Consider the following 14356-nt stretch of genomic DNA (forward strand, 5'->3'; position numbering starts at 1 on the left):
GGGTGCGGGTGGTGCAGAATAATGGCATGTCTGTTGCCCAACCCGTCGACATCGATCGTCAACTCGTCGACTTTGCCCTGATCAGCGCATGGATGGACGAGAAAGGCCTGCCCGAGGGTGAATTCGAGGATGTGACCGAACTCGGGGGTGGGACGCAGAACGTGATGCTGCGATTCACCCGAGGTGGCCGCGAATATGTGTTGCGTCGAGGGCCGAAATACTTGCGCCCGAAGAGTAATGAGGTGATTCGCAGGGAAGCCACCCTGCTGAGCGCGCTCAATGGCACCGAGGTTCGCGCGCCGAGGGTGATCGCCGCCTGCCCCGACGATTCCGTCATCGGCGCGGTGTTCTACCTGATGGAGCCGATCGAGGGTTTCAATCCGCAGACCACACTGCCCGAGCTGCACGCCGGTGATCGTGAGATCCGCAGGGGCATGGGACTTTCCGCCGTCGAGGCGATCGCGCGGCTGGGCTCGCTCGACTACCAGGCGCTGGGGCTGGGCGAATACGGCAGGCCGGATGGCTTTCTGGAGCGCCAGGTCCCGCGCTGGCTGGGCGAGTTGGCGTCGTATTCGAGCAACGAGGGGTACCCCGGTCCGGAGATTCCCGGCGTGGAACGAGTCGGCGAGTGGTTGGACCGCAATCGTCCCGCGCACTGGCAGCCGGGCATCCTGCACGGCGACTGCCACCTGGCCAACATCATGTTCTCCTATGACGGTCCCGAGGTCGCGGCACTGGTGGACTGGGAGATGTCGACCATCGGCGACCCCTTGCTCGACCTCGGGTGGCAACTGGCCACCCGGCCGGAACCGGGGACCAGCGGCGCCCGACTCTTCGGTGCGCTGGGGCAGCTCGGCGGCTTGCCGAGCGCGGCGGAGATGGTCGAGCACTACGGCCGATTCTCCGAACGCGACCTGAGTGCCGTGTCCTGGTACACGGTGTTGGCGTGCTTCAAGCTGGGGATCGTCCTGGAGGGCACGCATGCGCGCGCGTTCGCGGGCAAGGCGCCCAAGCAGGTGGGCGATTTCCTGCATGCGATCACGGTGGAGCTGTTCGAGCAGGCGCATCGACTCATGGAGTGACCGCGGCCCATGCCGGGCGAGGCGCTGCGGCGATCTCGCCCGGCGTCAGCGGTGTTTATTGGAACGTGTTCGTGGCATCTGATCACCTTCGACGATGAATTTCGCACCCCGCACTAGAACAGGTTTCACTTTTCTCGTACTGTGGAGCCAGTCACATACAAGCACGCGCATGCGAGAGGGTCGACAGGAATGAAGACAAAAGGCGCGATCCTGTGGGGGATCGACGAACCCTGGTCGGTCGAAGAGATCGAGGTCGGCGATCCGGTTGCCGGTGAGGTGCAGATCCGGCTGGAAACCGCGGGGATGTGCCACTCCGACCATCACATCGTCACCGGTGCGACCCCGATGCCGTCCTATCCCGTGATGGGCGGCCACGAAGGCGCTGGCGTCATCACCAAGCTCGGGCCGAACACGCCCGCCGACCTCGAGGTCGGTGATCACGTCATCCTGTCGTTCATCCCCGCCTGCGGTCGCTGTCCGGCGTGCGTCGCGGGAAATATGGCGCTGTGCGACCTCGGCTCGGGCCTGCTGCTCGGTCAGGCGATCAGCGACGGCACCTACCGTATTCAGGCACGCGGCGAGAACGTCATCCCGATGTGCCTATTGGGCACCTTCTCGCCCTATATGACCGTGCACCACACCTCCGTGGTGAAGATCGATCCGAGCATCCCGTTCGAGGTGGCCTGCCTCGTCGGCTGCGGTGTGCCGACCGGATTCGGTTCCTCCACCCATGTCGCCCAGGTCGCGCCGGGCGACACCGTCGTGATTGTCGGTATCGGCGGGGTCGGCATGAGCGCCCTGCAGGGCGCCGTGCTGTCGGGAGCGTCGAAAGTCGTTGCGATCGATCCGAATCCGTGGAAGCGCGAGCAGGCGCAGAAGTTCGGCGCCACGCACGCCTACGAGAGCATGGCCGCCGCGATCATGCCGTTGATGGACGCCACCGAGGGGCGGATGGCCAACAGCGTCATCCTCACGATGGGGGAGATGCACGGCGAATACATCGAAGAGGGGCTGATTCTCACCGCCAAGGCGGGCACCCTCGTGGTCACCTCGATGGGCCGGATGGACGAAGGCGACGCCAAGCTCAACAGCTTCCTGCTGTGCATGCTGCAGAAGACGGTGAAGGGCGTGATCTTCGGCGGCGGCAATGCCCGCCAGGACGCGCCTCGGCTGTTGTCGCTGTACAAGGCGGGTCAGCTGAATCTGGACGACATGGTGACCCGTACGTATTCGCTGGAAGACATCAATCAGGGCTACCAGGACATGCTCGAAGGCAAGAATATTCGCGGCATCATCCGCTACACCGAGGCCGACTGGTAGATCGGTCGAAGCGGCAAGGCTCGTTCGTCGGTCGTCGTGGTTCGGATTCGGTTCCGCCGCGCGCGGCCGCGAACGCCCCCTTGGCGCACAACGGCGGTCGGGATCGTCAGCGGCGCTTGGCCAACTCGGTGGCGATCCTGGCGATCAGGTCGTAGGGAACCGGTTGGCCGAGCGGGAACTTCAATGTCCCACGGCTCACCCGGTAGGGCTCGATGGCCTGGATGAACGTCGAATCCCCTTCCGGAATCGGATAGAGACTCACCTGCTGATTCCATCCCGCGAAATGCACGACATTGCGTCGATGTAGTCGAAGGGTCGGAATGCCGTAACTGATCGACTCGGTGGCCTCGGGTAGCGCGCTGAGCAGGGTCCGCCGGACCTCGTCCAGTGCCGCGCGCAAATCCTCCGGGAACGCGGTGACATATTCATCGACCGTTGTCGGCTGTGCCATGGGGGCTCCTTGATGGTGCGAGCATTAACCGATTGTTCGCTGAATGGGTTTGGCGAGCTGAGTGTACGCACCAAAACCCCAGGAAATATGCTTATTGCCGCTGGTCATAGGTAACCGATGCGATTGGTTTGCTACTGAATCCGCCTGTGCGGGGCGCGGAATCGATATTCCTCGACGCGCCGAGTGGTTGGTCGCCTTACGGCGTGTCTATGTGAAACAACGGTTTTCACGGCGAGGCGGTTCGTGGCAATGCTCGCCGCATGCCGTCGGTACCGCCGAGTTCTCGGGCGGCTTCCGGTCTTTGGGTGGTTCCGTCCCTGGGCCGGGTGGATCGGGGGTGGTCTTCTCGACGTCGTGCGCGCGAGGCATCTACCGTGGGCTTCGGGTGCCCCGGTGTCGGGGTGTCGGGTTGATGATTCGTGCTCGCAGCTCGGCAAAACCCGGCCCATGGCGGTGATCTCGCCGAACGGTCCCGCAATGCGCTCGCGCCGAACAGGACATTCCGGCCGCGGTGGCTCGAGTGCGGTTGGGTGCGAGTCGGTACGGGGTGGGCTCGTGTGGTGTCGGATCTCCTGGACGGGCGGCGGTCTCGGGTCTCCCGCTGGGCCAACCACTCGGTGGTGCGAGATCGCGTCCGCTGTGCGGTGTCGCGGCGGCTCGATCGATCGCGCTGTGCGTCAGCCGATGAGGCAACTCAGCCGGTGCAGCGCAGTAGTGCCTCGCGCAGATTGCGGCTGCGGACATCGTCGAGGACGGCCAGGCCGAGTCGGTTCATGACGTAACCGAAGCCCAGACCCGTTGCGGGGTCGGCGAAGCCGAACGATCCGCCGAGTCCGGTGGTGCCGTAGGCGCGCTTGTCGGAGCCGAAGCGGAACGAGCCGCGTGACTTGCGGAAACCGAGGTGATAGCGGCTCTTGGTGTGCAACACCAGGTCGTCGGCGGGGACGTCGTCGGCCGTATCGGCCGCGGCGAGGCGATCGAGTAGCCCGTCACCGAGCGGAAGTTCGCCGGTGCGTCCCGCCGCGGCACCGTAAACCCTGGCCAGTGCTCGTGCGTTGCCGACGCCGTTGGAGGCTGGCAACTCCACCCCGAGGAATTCGCGTCGGGTCGCGCGCGCAGGGGATCCCGTGCGCGGGTTGGTCAGTGCGGCATGGGCGAGGCCACGTTTGGCGAAGATCTCCGCGCCGATGCGCACCGGCACATCACGCTCGTAGCGCAAGATATCCGCGCCCTGGGTCGCCGCCATGGTCGCGATGCGATCCAGGCTCTGCGAAGACGGCAGGCCGATGAAGAAATCCGCGCCGAGCGGTCGCGCGATGTCCTCGGCGAAAATCGTTCCGAGCGTGCGGTGGTGCGGATCGACCCTGCGCAACAGCTCGCCCTGATACAGGCCGAGAGTGATCGCGTGATAGCCGTGTCTGGTCCCCGGTTTCCACGCGGGCCGCTGCTCGGCGAGGATCGGCGCCAACCCGTCGAGGTCGGCGACCTGCTCGAGCCGCACTGTTCGGCTCAGTCCGGACAATCCCGCCTGGTGATCGATCAACTGCCGGACGGTGATCCGTTCCTTGCCGTGGGCGGCGAACTCGGGCCAGTACTTCGCGACCGGCTGCTCGTAGTCCAGTAACCCCTGCTCCACCGCCGAGGCGAGCGTGAACGCGGACATGCCCTTGGTGGAGGAGAACACCGGAACGATCGTGTCGCGTTCCCATGGCAGCGTGCGGTGTCGGTCCCGGTGTCCTGCCCACAGGTCGACCACCGGTTGGTCGCCCGCGAAAACCGCTACGGCCGCACCGATTTCGCCGTGTCGGGCGAAGTTGCGGCGGAAAGCGTCGGCGACGGGTCCGTATCCGGACGCCACGTCGCCGTGGATCGTTGGCAGTTCACTCATGGTGCACCGATCGTAACGACCGCCATCGTGGTCGGCGTACTTGCGAACGGTGTACGCGGTTGTCTAGGATGGGCTTAACAGCGAACAACGTTTGCAATTAGGAGCGGGCTATGTGGACCGACACCCGATACGCCGACAACCGCGGCGTCCAACTCGCCTACGACCAACTCGAGGACAACGGTTCCGGCACCCCCCTGTTGCTGGTGATGGGACTCGCGACAGCGCGCACCTGGTGGCCCGACGGACTGTGTCGAGCCTTCGCGGACGCGGGGTTCTCCGTTGCCCGCTACGACCAGCGTGACGCTGGGCAATCGACGCGCATGCCGCCCACCGCGCGCAGCAATCCTCTCGCCGCGTTGTTCGGAAAGCCCCCGGAGCAGGTCGCGTACACCAGCGAGGACATGACCGACGACGCGATCGCCGTCATGGGCGAACTCGGGTGGAAACGCGCCTACATCTTCGGTCACTCGATGGGCGGGCTCGTAGCGCAACGTATCGCCCTGCGCTACCCCGACCGAGTTCTCGGCGTGGTGTCGTCCGCCGCGCTGCCCAGCGATGTCACCGGGATCTCTGTCGCGCGCTACCTGCGGGTCGGTCTGCTGGCAAAGTTGGCGCGCACCAAGTTTCCCGAAGGGCGCGAAGGTGACATCGAAGCCGGAATGGCCGTCGCGCGCGGGGTCGCCTCGCCAGGCTATCCGTTCGACGAACAGCGCACCCGTGCGTGGATCAGCGCCGACGCCGACATCGGCCCGCGCGACAATCAGGCACAGAGCCGACAGATCGGCGCCACCTGGCACGGACCCGCGCTGCGTGAACTCCGCGCACCCACCCTGGTCCTGCACGGCGAACAGGACCAGCTGCTCCGCCCGTCCGCCGCGGCCCGCACCGCCCGTACTGTCGACGGAGCCCGGCTGCGGGTGTTTCCCGGTGTCGGCCACGACATTCCTGAGGCGCTGTGGCGGACGTATGCCGAGGAGGTGCGCGCACTCGCGGCTGACGGCGTCACGCACCGACATGTCTGACCGTGCAGTGGGGCTGGTGGGTGCCGCCGAACGCGTTCTGTGATCGCGGTCGTCCAGCCTTGGATGTGGTGAAGACCAGCGAGATCGAAGGGTAGCTGTCGAAGGCCGCGTCGGTGCGTTCCTCGATTGCCCGCGAATCGGTGTCGAAATATCAAGCGGCATAAGGTATTTGCATGATTCCGCCCACCCTCTTGGTTGTCCGACCGCTCCGATGCCGCCTGTGTGACGGGTCGGCTTCGGCTGTGGCGAGTGTGGTCGGACAACGCGTGTGCCGACTCGAGCGCAAATGCCTACCGATTGGTTGGCCTGGGTCGCTCGGGTTTGCGCACCCCAGAGGGGGACCCACCCGCGCGGTGTGGGTCTCGTAGGCTCGGAACGTGCGCGCACTCGAGCAGATCAAGCAATGGCCCGTCGGTCACGCGGCGGCCGCGGTGCTCACCGCCAACGGGGCGGCATCCACTGCGGGCGACGTCGACCGGGTGTTCCCGCTGGCCTCGGTCACCAAGCCGCTGGTGGCCTACGCGGTGCTGGTTGCTGTCGAGGAAGGCGCGATCGAACTCGACCAACCCGCGGGCCCGTCCGGCGCGACCGTGCGGCACCTGCTCGCGCACGCCTCCGGAATCGCCTTCGACACCACCGTCGTTCAGGCCGAGCCCGGCGCCCGGCGCATCTACTCGAGCGCGGGGTTCGAGACACTCGCCGAATTCGTCGCCCAGCAAACCGGGATCGCCTTCCCGGAGTATCTGCGCGAAGCGGTGTTCGAGCCGCTCGGCATGACCGCCTCGGTGCTCGCCGGCCCCGCCGGTCACGGCGCTCGCTCCACCGTCGCCGACCTGACCCGTTTCGCCGGGGAACTCCTCGCCCCCCAATTACTCTCGGCGCCGACACACGCCGAAGCGATATCGGTGCAGTTTCCCGGTCTCAACGGCGTACTTCCCGGTTACGGATCGCAGCGCCCCAACGATTGGGGTCTCGGCTTCGAGATTCGCGACGGCAAGTCGCCGCATTGGACCGGCGCGTCGAATTCGCCGCGCACATATGGCCATTTCGGACAATCCGGCACCTTCCTGTGGGTCGATCCGAATGTTCGACTCGCGTGTATCGCGCTCAGCGACGAGAATTTCGGGGACTGGGCCCGCGCCGCCTGGCCAACTTTCAGCGATTCCGTCCTCGCCGAGGCGGCGCGCGGACACAACACGATCGGGAAGTAACACGTGTAACTCCGGGCACTCCAGTACACTCGGGCAACGCCAGCCGACGGACCGTTGGGGAAGACGTTCCTCGTCGAGCTGGAGGTGTTGATAGTGCGCGCATCGAGTCAGTTTGCGGATGCGACGGCGGGCGTGGTGTTCATCCACTCCTCGCCAGCCGCGCTGTGCCCGCACGTCGAATGGGCACTCGCATCCGCTCTCGGCTCACCGGCGAAGTTGCGCTGGACCGCGCAACCCGCCGACGGTCAACTGCGCGCCACCAGTGACTGGATCGGCCCGGTAGGCACCGGCGCCCGCCTCGCCCAATCCTTGCGCTCCTGGCCGGTCCTGCGCTTCGAAGTCACCGAAGACCCCAGCGAAGGCGTCGACGGCGAGCGATACAGCTTCGTCCCCAGCCTCGGCCTCTGGCACGGCGCCACCAGCGCCAACGGCGACGTCTCGATCGGCGAAATGCGGCTACGCGCCATGCTCCAAACCGCCCGAGACCGCACCACCCACACCGCCACCTACGACCTCGCCGCCGAAATAGACCGCGCCCTCGGCACCGCCTGGGACCAAGACCTCGAAATCTACCGCTACGGAACAGATTCCGGCGCCGAGGTGACGTGGTTGCGCAGGGACGTTGGTTGACTCGAGGAACCCGAACTCAGCCGCCTCGCCGCGTGCAACTACGCGAAAATGTATGCGGCACCGACGTTACGGCCGTGGCGGTTTACCGCCGTGGCGGTGGTTCGACTCGGGGATGTTGGTGATGGTGCTGTAGAGCTCGGTGAGGTCGAGGGTGTCGGGTGGGGTGGGTTTGGGGGTGGTGGCGCGGTCGACCTGGGAGTGCAGTGCTTCCATTTTTTCGTCGAGTTGGGTGGCGACCTCGGCGGCTTGGGCGAGATCGCTGCGCAGGTTCGGGGGAACCTCGCCTCGGTACTTGTAGTGGATCTTGTGTTCGAGGCTGGCCCAGAAATCCATCGCGATGGTGCGGATCTGGATCTCGACCGGCATGCGTTCGGTGCGGTCGGAGCGGAAGACGGGGATCGACACGATCAGGTGCAGGCTCTGGTAGCCGTTCGGTTTGCGATGGGTGATGTAGTCGCGCTTCTCCAGGACGGTGATGTCTTCCTGACCGGCCAGCATGTCGCTGATCTTCTCGATATCGCTGATGAAGCTGCACACCACCCGCACACCGGCGATGTCGAGCACGTTCTCCCGAATGGAGGCCAGATTCATCGGATAGTTCTTGCGGCGCACCTTCTCCAGCACGCTCTCGGGTGACTTGAGTCGCGAACCCACGTGTTCGATGGGGTTGTACTCGTGGGTGTTGTTGAAGTCCTCGCGCAGAATGGTGATCTTGGTGGTGATCTCGTCGATCGCGAACTTGTAGCCGAGCATGAAGTCGACGAACTGTCCACGCAGCGCCCTGAGATCCTCGACCCGAACCCGCCCCGCGCCGTCGAATGCCGCGCCGTCGGTATCGGGAGCCAGTTGCCAAGGGTTCACCACCCCCATTGTGCCCGCCCCCACCCCGCCGCCCCCCACGCGCCGCCCCGGATTTTGTGGTGATCACCAGGACTTCAAGTGGGGGTTGGTCGGGTTCTGGGGGTGTGTTGTCCTGGTGATCACCGGGTGAGTGTGGGGTGAGTTACTGGTTTTCCGGTGCGTTGATTCGGTTGGCGAAGCCGATGCCTACTGCGATGGCGGCGGGGACGCCGGTGAGGACGAGGCCCGCTGCGGCGCCGAGGGGGATGCCGAGTGCGGCGCCGCCGAGGCAGCCCGCGAGACCGGTCGCGCCGCCGATGTCGAGGACGGGGATGCCGATGACCGCGCCGCCGATACCGCCGATGACGCAGCCGCCGACGCCGCCGACCAGGGTGCCGACCAGGGTGCCGATCGCGGTGATGACGCCGAACTGGGTGGACGCGGCGGAGACGGCGTCATCGAAGGCGTCCTGCTGAACGACATCGTGGCGCAAGCCGATCGGTTGTGCGGTGGCCGGGTCGGTGCTGGGGGTGAGTACCGCGCGCGTGCCGTCGATGGTGGCGTTGATCGGGTATTCGAGGTCGTTGAGGGTATAGCTGAGCGGGAATCCCGCGACGACGGCGCCGTGGTCGTCGCGGATCTGGAATTGGTTGTCGGCGGTGCCGAGGGAACCCGCGTCGGTCTCGACGACTACCCCGTCTCCCTCGATGCCGGTCTTCCAGTGGATTCCCGGCATTACTTGGTTCAAGCCTTGCTGGACTCCGTCGACGAACGACGGGACGGGCCCGGCGGGCGTTGCGGGCTCGGCGTGCACGGTGCCGGTGGCGATGCCGAGCGCGGAAATGACGAGAGCGGAGGTTGCGGCAACCTTACTGAACTTCATGAATCCAGACTTTCTTTCCTGACGAACAACCCTCTGCGGGCCGCAGGCCTCGAACGAGAACCCATGGTCAAGTGTCCAGCTGTATGTTGCTGAGAGGTAACTTAAGATCACCTGAGGGTGTCATAACAGGTATGGCGTCGGTCACCGTGCTTGAAAGTGCAACAGGCGAAGCGGGTTTCGGCCCCTCTGCGGTGTCGAGTCGTCCCGGTGGTGTGTATCACGGCGATCGGTGCTGCTGGGTGGGTTGCGAGGGTAGGTCTATTTGCCCGATTTCGACCGTCGGCTTTTCGAAAGTCCGTGCCCGGTCGATCACCCTGAACTACTATCCTTTGTAGTAGATCGCCGAGTGGGAGGTGGTAGTGATGGTCGACACGGGCCCACCTGGGCGCGAACCCGCGTCGGCGAGGCGGTCGCACCCGTCGTGGTTCACGACAGCGGTGAACTCTGTTTCGCAGTTTCTCAATACGCACGGGATCTACCTCGGACGACGTTCCACGAAGCTGCACGTCGCCGGATACCGGTGGTCCAAGGGTCGGTTCGGCGCCCACCTCATGGGGTGGCCGTCGGCGCGCATCCTGCTCCTGGACCATGTCGGGGCCAAGAGCGGGACTCCTCGGACGTCGCCGCTGATGTACCACGACGCGGGTGCGTATCTTGCTGTGGTTGCTTCGAAGGGCGGGCAGCCGACTCATCCGGCGTGGTTCCACAACCTGAAGGCGCACCCGGACACCACCATCCAGATCGGCGCGCAGGTGCGCCGGGTGCGTGCACGGGTCTCGACGGATGCGGAACGAGACGCCTTGTGGCGCAAGTGCGTCGAGTTCTATCCCGGTTACGAGTTCTTCCAACGCAACGCGGGGAATCGCAGGATTCCGATTGTGATTCTCGATCCGCGCGAGTAGTCGCGCTGCGCGATTCTGTGGAGTTCGAACCCTGAATCGGCGAGTGGTACCGCAGAACTCGCCACGCGCGACAACCCCAGCCTGAGCTATGTCACCTGGGGACCGTCGCGATTGGTGCGCTCCGGCTGCGCGGGAGAAGTCGGCCTCGGCATGAAGCTCACCGCTGCGGTCCTCGGCGCGGTGCTCGGTCAACGGCCCGACGACGCCATACGCCCCGTCATCGATCTCATCGACAACCCCACACCCGGACGAGCCGCATACCGCGGAGGCAAGCCGGTCCCGTTCGTCGTCGGTCCGCACGACGAACAGGACGCCGAAAACCTCGACCATCTCGCGAAAGGCACGTGATTTCTTTGTCGCGGTGTGCTTGACGCCAGCCACGGTCGAAGCATTCTGGCCTGTCCCGTGCCGCGCGCTCGCCGCTGCCACGGTGGTGGCACAGTGAACCGGAACGTGCCGGAGCGAGGAGGAACAGCCATGAGCGGACGTACTCCCAGCCAGTGGGAGGAGATCACCGCCGCCGACCCCGCGCATTCGACGTGGTACGTCGAGCGGTTCCGCACGCTGGCGGCCGAGGGCGCGGATATCGTCGGGGAGGCGCGCCTGATCGACGCGATGCTCGGACGCGGCAGCCGAGTGCTGGACGCGGGGTGCGGTCCAGGACGTGTGGGCGGGTATTTGCACCGCGCCGGTCATGTGGTGGTCGGCGTCGACGTCGACCCGGTATTGATCGACGCGGCCGAGCAGGATTACCCCGGACCGAATTGGGTCGTCGGTGATCTCGCGGAACTGGATTTGCCGAGCCGTGGAATCGCCGCCGACTTCGATGCCATCGTGTGCGGAGGAAACGTGATGACGTTCCTGGCGCCGTCCACGCGAGAAGCTGTGTTGGCCGGGTTCGCCCGCCACCTCGCCCCCTCCGGCCGGGCGGTCGTGGGTTTCGGCGCCGACCGTGGTTACGAGTTCCCGCAATTCCGCTCGGACGCCGAAAACGCCGGACTCACAGTGGATTCCCAGTTCTCCACCTGGGATCTGCGCCCGTTCGTCGACGACTCCGACTTTCTGGTGACGGTGTTCTCGCGCGTCCATTGATGCCGCTGTGTCAGTCGTGTTTCGCCTCATAGCGCAGCAGGACCGTGCCGCCCGGGAAGGTGCGGTTCTCCAACAGTCGCAACGGTATCCATGACGGCAGTGACGGGAAGAAGGGGGTGCCGCCGCCCACGGCGGTGGGCGTGACCATGATCCGGTACTCGTCCACCAGGCCGGCCCGCACGATCGGCGCGGCCAGCGTCGCGCCCGCCACCTCCAGCCTGCCGTCGGTTTCGGCTTTCAGTCGCGTCACTACCTCGACCGGGTCGCCACGTTCCAGGTGGGAGTTCCAGTCGACCGACTCCAACGTGTGTGAGAACACGACCTTGGGCATGTCACGCCAGATGCGGGCGAAGTCGACGGTCAGAGGGGTGGCGTCCGGAGTCTTGTCAGCTGTCGGCCAGTACGCGGACATCAGTTCGTAGAGGCGCCGCCCATAGAACGACAGGGCGGTCGCCCGCTCGAAATCGTTCCAGTACTGGAGGAGCTCTTCGCTCGGATCGGACCAGTCGATGTTGCCTTGCGCATCGGCGATGTACCCGTCCACCGAAACGTTGAAGCCATAGATCAGTTTGCCCATAAAGGTTGGACGGGACCGGAGGGCAAAACTTATCGCGACGTCACACGAGAGACCGTCGAATCCTTGGAGAAAGGACGAGCGTCCAGGCGGCGTCCTTCGCAGTCGACGAATCGACCGGTCGTTCTATGGGGCACCGTCGCCAACCCCTGCGGCTGACAAGGAGCGACATAAGTTGAGCGATCAGCGCGGCTGGGACGAATTCGTTGTGGCGCTGTGCGATTTGGCAGTGAAGTACGACGCCGACACCTTCCTCCATGATTCCCTTGTGCTTCTTACGGCACGTGCGATACCGCCGGGCGACAAGTCCGGAAGAATCGCGGTCACCCGGTTCGACGATGAAGCCGCCAGGATAGAAACCGGATTTTGCTTCGACATCGTCACCGACTACGTCGCCGAGGACGCCAGCCAGCCGGTGCCAGCCCTGAGACTTGTCGAGGCGATCTGTAGAGGCGACGCCGAGGAGCATTGTCTGCTAGACGCCGACGGGCATTGGGTCGGTGTTCTTCTGAACGCGTGGGGAGAAGGTGGTAGCTGGATGTCAGGTGACCATGCCCGGCTGGAGAAGCGGGCGACGCGACGACTCCCGAGTTGGGTACGAAGCCTTGGATCTGCGAAATAGTCTCTGACTTCGATTTCAAGATGGTGGGCGCAGAGGGGTTCGAACCCCCGACCGCTGGTGTGTAAAACCAGAGCTCTACCGCTGAGCTATACGCCCTTGATCGTTGCCGACGGGTTATGAATCTAGCGCGGCGAGCGCTTTCTCCCAAGCCGCCTGGTCACGGGCTTCGCCGGGGCCGTTCATTTCGGAGAAACGGATGGCGCCTTCGCGGTCTACGACGAAGGTGCCTCGGTTGGCGAAGCCGGTTTTCTCGTTGAAGACGCCGTAGGCCTGTGCGGTGGCACCGTGGGGCCAGAAGTCCGACAGCAGGGGGAAGACGTAGCCCTGTTCGGCCGCCCAGATCTTGTGGGTGGGGGGAGGGCCGACCGAGATCGCGAGGATTTCGGCGTTGTCGTTCTGGAATTTCGGCAACTCGTCTCGGACCTTGCACAGTTCGCCCTGGCAGATGCCGGTGAACGCCAAGGGGTAGAACACCAGCAGGACGTTTTTCTTGCCCCGGTAGTCCGACAGGCTCACTTCCTGATTGTTCTGGTCCTTGAGCGTGAACTCCGGTGCGATGGTGCCAACTTCGAGGGGCATCGCGAATCCTCCATCGGATCGTGGCATCGCCGGGCGGTCCGTGGACCGCCCGGCGATGACATAGGCGAAAGGTGGGTCAGCGCTGCTTGGTTGGCGCCTTCGGTTGCACGAGACGGCTACCCGCCCAGGTCCCCAGGTTGATCGCCGAGGTCTGAGTGAGACCGGCGGTCGGTGCGGATTCTGCGATTTCGCTCGGCTCCACATGGCCAGGTTGCCCGGTCTTGGGGGTGAGGACCCAGACGAAACCGTCATCGGCCAGGGAACCGATCGCGTCCATCAGGGCGTCGACCAGATCTCCGTCCTCGTCGCGCCACCACAGCAGCACGACGTCGATGACCTCGTCGGAATCCTCGTCGACGATCTCGCCGCCGATGGCTTGTTCGACATCGGCTCGCAAATCGTCGTGGACGTCTTCGTCCCAGCCCAGTTCCTGGACAACCATCCCGTGTGCGATGCCAAGCTTCTCTGCGTAATTCTGCGCGTCCGCCGCGGCGACCACGGTGGTGTCCTCCTCAACTCCCGACAGCAGTTAGATAGTTGCAAGGGAACATGGTTATCGCTCCGAGTGCAAGCTGATCCGCTGAATCAACCTCTGAATGTCGCCGATAAATGTCGTGTCATGGCATGGTGTCAGCGACCCGAACAGGTATCCCGCACGGCCTTGCGTGCGTCGTTGACCTGCTTACTTGCGTCGTTGAGCGGCCCGACGGCCGCAGTGTAGGTCATCGCTCGGGTTTGTTCGGCGAGACCACGAGCCGCATTGACGTAATCGGTGAGCTTCCCGGCCAGATCCGGCTCCAGTGAGTCCCCTGCGGTGTTCACTCCCGTCTCGACGGTGTTGGCCGCGTTGTCCAATGTGCTGGCCGCCTCGTCGCGCTTGGCGGTGTAGTCGGCGGAGTTTCCGTCGTGTGCTTTGACGAACTCGTTGTACTTCGAGACGCCCAATCCGCTGGTGTTAGGGAAGGGGTCGCAGTTGTCGGAGATCGCCTTGGCCTTCTGTGCGGCGCGCATGGAGGTGGTCGCCGCCGCGGAGGAGGACGCGGCCTCGGTCTTATATGCCGAAAGCTCCGCGACATTCGGATTGGCAACGCCCTGAACGTGATTCGCGCAGCCCGCGATCGTGATCCCGGTCGCGATCGCCGCACCCGCGCACAACAGTCCGAGCCCGCGTGGGCCAAGCACCTTCATCGTCCTCCCCGCTCCTGTCGGCAGCTCGACTCACCCTTGCCTGTCGAACGGTACTGGATTTCCAACTGACAT

At 64.9% G+C, this 14356-nt stretch carries 17 protein-coding genes and 1 tRNA gene; 9 read left to right on the top strand and 9 right to left on the bottom strand.

The window, feature by feature from the left end:
• The first annotated feature begins 26 nt into the window (after positions 1-26).
• Positions 27-1082, top strand: a complete 1056-nt coding sequence (locus tag ABEA50_RS18240; RefSeq protein ID WP_345496754.1) for a phosphotransferase family protein — start codon at positions 27-29, stop codon at positions 1080-1082.
• 189 nt (positions 1083-1271) lie between these two features.
• On the top strand, positions 1272-2402 hold the full coding sequence (locus tag ABEA50_RS18245; RefSeq protein ID WP_345496755.1) for an NDMA-dependent alcohol dehydrogenase: 1131 nt from the start codon (positions 1272-1274) through the stop codon (positions 2400-2402).
• A 106-nt stretch (positions 2403-2508) separates the two neighbouring features.
• Here ABEA50_RS18245 and ABEA50_RS18250 read toward each other — a convergent pair whose 3' ends face one another.
• Both ABEA50_RS18250 and ABEA50_RS18255 read right to left on the bottom strand, forming a co-directional pair.
• The gene (locus ABEA50_RS18250; RefSeq protein ID WP_345496756.1) at positions 2509-2853 is read right to left on the bottom strand and encodes an iron chaperone; all 345 of its coding nucleotides are present in this window, start codon (positions 2851-2853) and stop codon (positions 2509-2511) included.
• Positions 2854-3547: 694 nt separating this feature from the next.
• Positions 3548-4741 (bottom strand): serine hydrolase domain-containing protein, encoded by a 1194-nt coding sequence (locus tag ABEA50_RS18255; RefSeq protein WP_345496757.1) that lies wholly within the window; start codon positions 4739-4741, stop codon positions 3548-3550.
• 110 nt (positions 4742-4851) lie between these two features.
• Between ABEA50_RS18255 and ABEA50_RS18260 the strand changes: the two genes are divergently transcribed.
• From ABEA50_RS18260 to ABEA50_RS18270, 3 genes are all read left to right on the top strand, one after another.
• Positions 4852-5763, top strand: coding sequence for an alpha/beta fold hydrolase (locus ABEA50_RS18260; protein ID WP_345496758.1), 912 nt, complete (start codon positions 4852-4854; stop codon positions 5761-5763).
• A gap of 377 nt (positions 5764-6140) precedes the next feature.
• A complete protein-coding gene (locus ABEA50_RS18265) occupies positions 6141-6974 on the top strand; it encodes a serine hydrolase domain-containing protein (protein ID WP_345496759.1) in 834 nt (277 codons plus the stop codon).
• Between the two features lie 93 nt (positions 6975-7067).
• Positions 7068-7604 carry a DUF3145 domain-containing protein gene (locus ABEA50_RS18270; RefSeq protein ID WP_345496760.1) on the top strand — a complete coding sequence of 179 codons (537 nt, stop codon included), beginning with the start codon at positions 7068-7070 and terminating at the stop codon, positions 7602-7604.
• A gap of 66 nt (positions 7605-7670) precedes the next feature.
• Here ABEA50_RS18270 and ABEA50_RS18275 read toward each other — a convergent pair whose 3' ends face one another.
• A complete protein-coding gene (locus ABEA50_RS18275; protein ID WP_425577669.1) occupies positions 7671-8381 on the bottom strand; it encodes a GTP pyrophosphokinase in 711 nt (236 codons plus the stop codon).
• 226 nt (positions 8382-8607) lie between these two features.
• Complete coding sequence (locus ABEA50_RS18280; protein ID WP_345496762.1) at positions 8608-9327, bottom strand: hypothetical protein; 720 nt, start codon at positions 9325-9327, stop codon at positions 8608-8610.
• A 437-nt stretch (positions 9328-9764) separates the two neighbouring features.
• On the opposite strand from ABEA50_RS18280, the gene ABEA50_RS18285 reads away from it, so the two are divergent.
• From ABEA50_RS18285 to ABEA50_RS18295, 3 genes are all read left to right on the top strand, one after another.
• The gene (locus ABEA50_RS18285; protein WP_345496763.1) at positions 9765-10229 is read left to right on the top strand and encodes a nitroreductase/quinone reductase family protein; all 465 of its coding nucleotides are present in this window, start codon (positions 9765-9767) and stop codon (positions 10227-10229) included.
• A gap of 150 nt (positions 10230-10379) precedes the next feature.
• Positions 10380-10577 (top strand): hypothetical protein, encoded by a 198-nt coding sequence (locus ABEA50_RS18290; RefSeq protein WP_345496764.1) that lies wholly within the window; start codon positions 10380-10382, stop codon positions 10575-10577.
• A 129-nt stretch (positions 10578-10706) separates the two neighbouring features.
• Entirely contained in the window at positions 10707-11321 is a 615-nt protein-coding gene (locus ABEA50_RS18295) for a class I SAM-dependent methyltransferase (RefSeq protein WP_345496765.1), read from the top strand.
• Between the two features lie 10 nt (positions 11322-11331).
• Here ABEA50_RS18295 and ABEA50_RS18300 read toward each other — a convergent pair whose 3' ends face one another.
• Complete coding sequence (locus ABEA50_RS18300) at positions 11332-11898, bottom strand: dihydrofolate reductase family protein (protein ID WP_345496766.1); 567 nt, start codon at positions 11896-11898, stop codon at positions 11332-11334.
• A gap of 172 nt (positions 11899-12070) precedes the next feature.
• Between ABEA50_RS18300 and ABEA50_RS18305 the strand changes: the two genes are divergently transcribed.
• A complete protein-coding gene (locus tag ABEA50_RS18305) occupies positions 12071-12517 on the top strand; it encodes a hypothetical protein (RefSeq protein ID WP_345496767.1) in 447 nt (148 codons plus the stop codon).
• A 21-nt stretch (positions 12518-12538) separates the two neighbouring features.
• Here the strand turns inward: ABEA50_RS18305 and ABEA50_RS18310 are convergent.
• The 4 genes from ABEA50_RS18310 to ABEA50_RS18325 form a co-directional block, all read right to left on the bottom strand.
• Positions 12539-12613 (bottom strand) — tRNA-Val (locus ABEA50_RS18310).
• An 18-nt stretch (positions 12614-12631) separates the two neighbouring features.
• Positions 12632-13096, bottom strand: a complete 465-nt coding sequence (locus ABEA50_RS18315; RefSeq protein ID WP_345496768.1) for a peroxiredoxin — start codon at positions 13094-13096, stop codon at positions 12632-12634.
• A 76-nt stretch (positions 13097-13172) separates the two neighbouring features.
• The gene (locus ABEA50_RS18320; RefSeq protein ID WP_345496769.1) at positions 13173-13595 is read right to left on the bottom strand and encodes a DUF3052 domain-containing protein; all 423 of its coding nucleotides are present in this window, start codon (positions 13593-13595) and stop codon (positions 13173-13175) included.
• Positions 13596-13726: 131 nt separating this feature from the next.
• Entirely contained in the window at positions 13727-14284 is a 558-nt protein-coding gene (locus ABEA50_RS18325; RefSeq protein ID WP_345496770.1) for a hypothetical protein, read from the bottom strand.
• Positions 14285-14356 lie beyond the last annotated feature (72 nt).

This window comes from Nocardia callitridis, assembly GCF_039543305.1.
In the GTDB taxonomy this organism is placed as follows: domain Bacteria; phylum Actinomycetota; class Actinomycetes; order Mycobacteriales; family Mycobacteriaceae; genus Nocardia; species Nocardia callitridis.

Excerpts from the sequence above, each read along its gene's own strand:
- ABEA50_RS18260 (WP_345496758.1), top strand. The coding sequence starts at position 4,852 with ATGTGGACCGACACCCGATACGCCGACAACCGCGGCGTCCAACTCGCC.
- ABEA50_RS18245 (WP_345496755.1), top strand. The coding sequence starts at position 1,272 with ATGAAGACAAAAGGCGCGATCCTGTGGGGGATCGACGAACCCTGGTCG.
- ABEA50_RS18295 (WP_345496765.1), top strand. The coding sequence starts at position 10,707 with ATGAGCGGACGTACTCCCAGCCAGTGGGAGGAGATCACCGCCGCCGAC.
- ABEA50_RS18240 (WP_345496754.1), top strand. The coding sequence starts at position 27 with ATGTCTGTTGCCCAACCCGTCGACATCGATCGTCAACTCGTCGACTTT.
- ABEA50_RS18315 (WP_345496768.1), bottom strand. The coding sequence starts at position 13,096 with ATGCCCCTCGAAGTTGGCACCATCGCACCGGAGTTCACGCTCAAGGAC.
- ABEA50_RS18325 (WP_345496770.1), bottom strand. The coding sequence starts at position 14,284 with ATGAAGGTGCTTGGCCCACGCGGGCTCGGACTGTTGTGCGCGGGTGCG.
- ABEA50_RS18290 (WP_345496764.1), top strand. The coding sequence starts at position 10,380 with ATGAAGCTCACCGCTGCGGTCCTCGGCGCGGTGCTCGGTCAACGGCCC.
- ABEA50_RS18280 (WP_345496762.1), bottom strand. The coding sequence starts at position 9,327 with ATGAAGTTCAGTAAGGTTGCCGCAACCTCCGCTCTCGTCATTTCCGCG.
- ABEA50_RS18250 (WP_345496756.1), bottom strand. The coding sequence starts at position 2,853 with ATGGCACAGCCGACAACGGTCGATGAATATGTCACCGCGTTCCCGGAG.
- ABEA50_RS18300 (WP_345496766.1), bottom strand. The coding sequence starts at position 11,898 with ATGGGCAAACTGATCTATGGCTTCAACGTTTCGGTGGACGGGTACATC.
- ABEA50_RS18255 (WP_345496757.1), bottom strand. The coding sequence starts at position 4,741 with ATGAGTGAACTGCCAACGATCCACGGCGACGTGGCGTCCGGATACGGA.